This window comes from Mesorhizobium sp. M4B.F.Ca.ET.017.02.2.1 (genome assembly GCF_003998955.1).
Classification (GTDB): domain Bacteria; phylum Pseudomonadota; class Alphaproteobacteria; order Rhizobiales; family Rhizobiaceae; genus Mesorhizobium; species Mesorhizobium abyssinicae.
Genome location: NZ_RZOF01000400.1, coordinates 1 through 5,309, shown reverse-complemented (window position 1 = coordinate 5,309; position 5,309 = coordinate 1). Strand labels below are relative to the sequence as shown.

Sequence of the window (5,309 nt, the reverse complement as noted above, 5' to 3'; positions counted from 1 at the left end):
GAGGCTTGCCGCCATCATCCCGCGCCGGCCGCATGTCTTCGACGGCCTGCTCGATCCGGCTCTGCTCGCCGAACTGCCCGACCGCGCCTATCTCTCGGCGCGGCTCGCCGCTTTCATCGAGGGCGACCGCGCCTACGAGGACGTGCTCGATCGCTTGCGCATCTTTGCCTCGGAACAAAAATTCCTGATCGGCGTCAGGCTGCTTGCCGGCGCCATCGATCCGGCCCGCGCCGGCCGCGCCTTTTCCGACCTTGCCGATCTCACCATCGAGGCGGCATTGCAGGCGGTCATCGCCGAATTCGCGCTGCGCCACGGCAGCATCGCCGGCGGCACCGTGGCGCTGCTCGGCATGGGCAAGCTCGGCAGCCGCGAGCTGACAGCGGGCTCCGATGTCGACCTGATCCTGCTCTACGACCACGATCCGGACGCAGAGGAGTCCGACGGCGAAAAGCCGCTTGCGCCCTCCCACTACTATACCCGCATGACGCAGCGCCTGATTGCCGCCGTCTCGGCGCCGACGGCGGAGGGCGTGCTCTACGAGCTGGACCTTCGCTTGCGCCCCTCCGGCAACAAGGGGCCGGTCGCCACCCATGTCGATGCCTTCAAGAAATACCAGCGCCAGGACGCCTGGACCTGGGAGCACATGGCGCTGGCGCGGGCGCGCGCCATAGGCGGTGACGCAGCACTCTGCGCCGAGGTGGAGACGGAGGTGGCCGCCGTGCTGGCCCTGCAGCGCGACGCCGCCAAGGTTGTGGCCGAGGCGTCGGAGATGCGCGCGCTGATCGAGAAAGAAAAGCCGCCGCGCGACCGCTGGGACATCAAGCTGATCCCAGGCGGCCTGATCGATCTCGAATTCATCGCCCAGGTGGCGGTGCTCACCGGCCATGTCGTCGAGGCCGGCCGCAGGGTGACCGCGACGGCCGACATCCTGGCGCGGCTTTCTCCCGATTTCGCCGGCGCCGATATTAGGCAGCAGCTGTGCGATGCCTACGCGCTCTATCTCGCGCTGACCCAGATGATCAGGCTCTGCCTGACCGGTGAGTTCCAGCGCGACGACGTGCCGCCGGGGCTCTCGGATCTGCTTCTGGCGGTGACCGACCTGCCGGATTTCGCTGTTCTGGAAGCGCATCTCAAGGACACGTCGCGAAAGGTCAGACAGGATTTCGACCTCTTGCTGCGTGCTAAGAACTCATGACGAAGGGATGAATGTTACGGCGAGAGCGTCGGGCCCGATGCGGAGGAAATCCGATGCTCGAACAAAGAGATGGATGGCGGCCTGAAATCTGATTGAGAGGTTGCCGTCCTGGCATCGGGGGTGACGATGCAACAGGAGAAGACCATGAGAAAGTCTACCAAGCTTGCCCTTGCTTTCATGGCGCTCGCGGGCGCTGTCGGCACCACGGCCTATGCCGAAAACAACGCCAGCGCCAAAATGCGTGACGACATGATGCAGCGCCTCGACGAGGCGCTGAAGGACCCCAACGGCGCCATCACCTTCGACCAGTTCTCCGACGCCATGGACTCGCGGCTGAAGAAGCTCGTCGCCGAGAATGGCGGCAGGCTGACTGTCGGCGAGCTCGCCGACGCGCTGGAGAAGGCGCGCTTCGAGCGCATGGCAAGGCGCATCATCGCGCGCTACGACACCAGGGGCGACGGCACGCTGACCGCAGACGACATCACGAGCCGCCAGAAGAAGCTGTTCGCCATGCTGGACAGGAACAATGACGGCAAGATCGAAAAGGGCGAGTTGCCGAAGGGCGGCCGCTTCGGACGTCATCGGCAGTGGGACGGCGACGACGGCGTGCAGTGAGGCTGAATGATCTGGATCCGGCGACTGGAGTGCCGGACTCTCGAAAGGCCACGTTCTTTCGCGCCCCCCTCTGTCCTGCCGGACAGAGGGGGTGCTGTCCCGCCGACATAGCCGGATTCTGAAACACGCGAAGCTGAAAAACTAGGCCGCAGCTTTTACCGAAGGCGTCGCCTTCTTCAGCGGGATGCGCACCGACACGATCGTGCCGACGCCTTCGGTCGAGCGGATCTTCAACGCGCCGCCCTGCAGCTCGGCCAGCGAGCGCGAGATGGCGAGCCCAAGGCCCGACCCGGCATGGTTCTTGGAGAACTGGTTCTGCACCTGCTCGAACGGCCGGCCGAGCTTGCTCAGCGCCGCCTTGGGGATGCCGCATCCATTGTCCTCGATCGTCAGAACCAGCGCTCCTGAAGCGCTGCGCGCCCGCACCGAGATGTGCCCGCCCTGACCGGTGAACTTCACGGCGTTGGAAAGCAGATTTATGGCGATCTGCTTGATCGCGCGGCGGTCGGCGAACAGCCGCATCGCATCGGCGATGCGGGTCTCCACCGTGATCGACTTCTCCGCCGCCTGCAGCGAGATGACGCGCACCGTCTCCTTGATCAGCGGGCAGAGGTCGATCTCCTCGCGGTCCATCGAGAACTGGCCGGCCTCGATCTTCGACATGTCGAGTATGTCGTTGATGACGCCGAGCAGGTACTTGCCGCTGCCGTTGATGTCGGTGGCATATTCCTCGTAGCGCGGCGAGCCGAGCGGCCCGAACAGGCCTTGTTCCATCAATTCGGAGAAGCCGATGATGGCGTTGAGCGGCGTGCGCAGCTCATGCGACATGTTGGCCAGGAATTCCGACTTCGCCCGGTTCGCCGCCTCGGCGCGTTCGGTTTCCTTCATGTATTTGCGGTTGAGTTCGACCAGTTCCCTGGCGCGCTCCTCTTCCGCCCGGCGGGCGAGGCTGAGGTCGTGGATCGTCGCCATCAGCCGTCGTTCGCTGTCGACCAGCTTTTCCTGGTGCAGCTTGATCTGGGTGATGTCGGAGCCGACCGAGACGGTGCCGCCGTCCCTGGTGCGCAATTCGTTGACCTGCAGCCAGCGGCCGTCGGCAAGCTGGCGCTCGAATGTCGAGCCGCCCTGTGGACCGTTGGCGTTGGCCAGCCTGCGCTCCGAGGCGAAGGCCAGCATCCGCTCCTCCAGCACGGCGCGCACTGCGCCCGGCATCACGTCGCGGTCCGACAGGCCGTTGTCCTTCTGGTATTTGGAATTGCACATGATCAGCCGCTCGGCGGCATCCCACAGCACGAAGGATTCGTTGATGTTCTCGATGGCGGTCCGCAAGCGCAGATCCGCCGCCTCCGAGCGCAGCGCGAGATGCCGCTGCTCGGTGACGTCGACGGCGATGCCGATCAGCTGGATCTCCGGCGCCTCGGGGTCGATCACCTGGGCCCGCGCGCGCATCCATACCCATTGGCCGTCGGCGTGGCGCATGCGGAACACCTGGTCGATATGGTCGATCTCGCGCTCGACGATGCGGTTGGCAAGCTCGAACAGGTCGCCGTCCTCGGGATGGATGATCTCGTCGACCTCGCCGAAGGACAACATCGTGTCGCAAGGCTCGTAACCCAGCATGTCGTACATCGAGCGCGACCAGTACATCTTGCCGCGCACCATGTCCCAGTCCCACAGGCCGCAGCGGCCGCGCACCAGCGCCATGTCGATGCGCTGATGCGCCTCGAGGTAAATGCGGTCGGCGGCCTGGGCGCGCGCCGCCTGGCCGAAATAGGCGTAGAGGATGATGATCAGCACGCCGGCCGTCAGCACGAACAGGGTGACGTTGAGCGAGACCGTCTTGCGCCAGCTGTCGAAGACTGCGTCTTTCGGAACCAGAGCGGCGGCGGCGTTCTTGCGGCTGGCCGTCAGGCTCATCGCCGCGTACCAATCCTGCCCGCCGATGCTGACCTCCATGACGCCGGCGCGCTCGCCGAACATGAACAGCGGCTGGCCGCCGAGAACGAGGCTGTCCAGCGAACGCCCCTGCCAGCCGCTCGACAGCGGCGACACGGCGATGATCTTGAAGCTGCCGTCGGTGATCGCCAGCACATGGCTGCGGCCCATGGCGCCCTGGCGGCCGGTGCTCTCCATCAGGTCCGCGGCGCTGACGGTGGCCGCATTCGGGTCGGCGGCGATCGCGCTCGCCATCTGGCCCACCGCCAGCGCAAGGATTGCCTTGGCGTCGCGCTCGACCTCGTCGCGCTCGTTCATCAGCGACAGGACGCGCAGCGCGGCGATGACGATCAGGAAGATGATGATGAGGGCAGGGATCGAGCGGCGCAGCCAAGGCTCGGCCGCCAGCAGCCGCCTATAGGCGGGTTCGGCGATCAGCCGGGTATTGCCGGCAAGACCGTCGCGCCGCGCGTTGCGACGCTCAAAAGCCTTCCCTCCGGGCGCGCCCCACGCGTCCGCCTTGGCCATAAATGGCTACTCCCCGAATTCCCTCTGCTTGATGATCCGGTTACGCCGCACGTCCGAATCGTCATTAAAGAATCAAAGGTGATTCGCCTTGTCCAGAGGCGCGGCCAAAAAAGATTAAAAATTGATTGAAATTCGTCGAAACTGCCAATCTCCCCCACGAGGGGGGAGATCGCTAGTCACGCCAGCGTTCGCTCGACGATATCCCTTAGATCCGCCGACAGCTTTTCCGTGCCTGCGATCGCAAGCAGCGCCTCCCTGGCCTTGGCTTGGCGCCCCGGCTCCAGCGAGCGCCAGGAGCGCAACGCGGTCGCCAGCCTGGCCGCCACCTGCGGATTGCGTTTCTCGACCTCGAGCACGGTCTCGGCGAAGAAGCGATAGCCTTCGCCGTCGGCGCGGTGGAAGCCGGTCTGGTTGGCGCTGGAGAAGGTGCCGATGAGCGAGCGCACACGGTTCGGATTGGCCATCGAGAAGGCCGGATGCCCGGTCAGCGCGCGCACCGTCTCGACGGTCTTCGACCCGGGCACGCCGGCCTGGATCTGGAACCATTTGTCCAACACAAGCGCATCGTTGCGGTACTTGGCCTCGAAATCGACCAGCGCCTGTTGCGTTTCGGCCGACCCGGCATGGCGGTGCGCCAGCACGGTCAGCGCTGCCGCGCGGTCGGTCATGTTGCTGGCGGAGCGGAAGTGAGTTGCCGCAAGCGCGGCGCCTTCCAGCAGCAGCGCCAGATAGTCGAGCAGGATGTTGCGCAGCGCCCGCCGGCCCGCACTCGCCGCATCGGGGCTGAATGGCCCCTTGTCGGCAAGCCGCTCATAGAGGCCGGTGAAGTTTTCCCGGTTCGCCCTGGCAATGGCCAGTGCCAGCGCCTCGCGGGCGGCGAAGATGGCATCGGGATCAATGCCCTTGCCGATGTCGCGGGCGATGTCGGCTTCGCCCGGAAGCGAAAGCGCCAGCGCCCGGTAGGCCGGCTCCAGCGTCTCGTCGGCGGCGATCCTGCCGGCAAGTTCGGTGAGCCGCTGGGCAAAGCCCGGCGGCT

General features: G+C 65.6%; 3 protein-coding genes and 1 pseudogene. 2 read left to right on the top strand and 2 right to left on the bottom strand.

What is annotated here, in order from left to right:
- Positions 1-1,195 (top strand): annotated as a pseudogene (locus tag EN738_RS30315) (bifunctional [glutamine synthetase] adenylyltransferase/[glutamine synthetase]-adenylyl-L-tyrosine phosphorylase); the annotation flags it as partial.
- A 144-nt stretch (positions 1,196-1,339) separates the two neighbouring features.
- Entirely contained in the window at positions 1,340-1,810 is a 471-nt protein-coding gene (locus tag EN738_RS30310) for a hypothetical protein (RefSeq protein ID WP_127286832.1), read from the top strand.
- A 141-nt stretch (positions 1,811-1,951) separates the two neighbouring features.
- Here the strand turns inward: EN738_RS30310 and EN738_RS30305 are convergent, their stop codons facing one another.
- Together EN738_RS30305 and EN738_RS30300 are read right to left on the bottom strand one after the other, a co-directional pair.
- Positions 1,952-4,273 carry a PAS domain-containing sensor histidine kinase gene (locus EN738_RS30305; RefSeq protein WP_127286831.1) on the bottom strand — a complete coding sequence of 774 codons (2,322 nt, stop codon included), beginning with the start codon at positions 4,271-4,273 and terminating at the stop codon, positions 1,952-1,954.
- A gap of 176 nt (positions 4,274-4,449) precedes the next feature.
- Positions 4,450-5,309: aminopeptidase N C-terminal domain-containing protein (locus EN738_RS30300; protein WP_127286830.1), on the bottom strand; the 860-nt coding region annotated here is incomplete at its 5' end.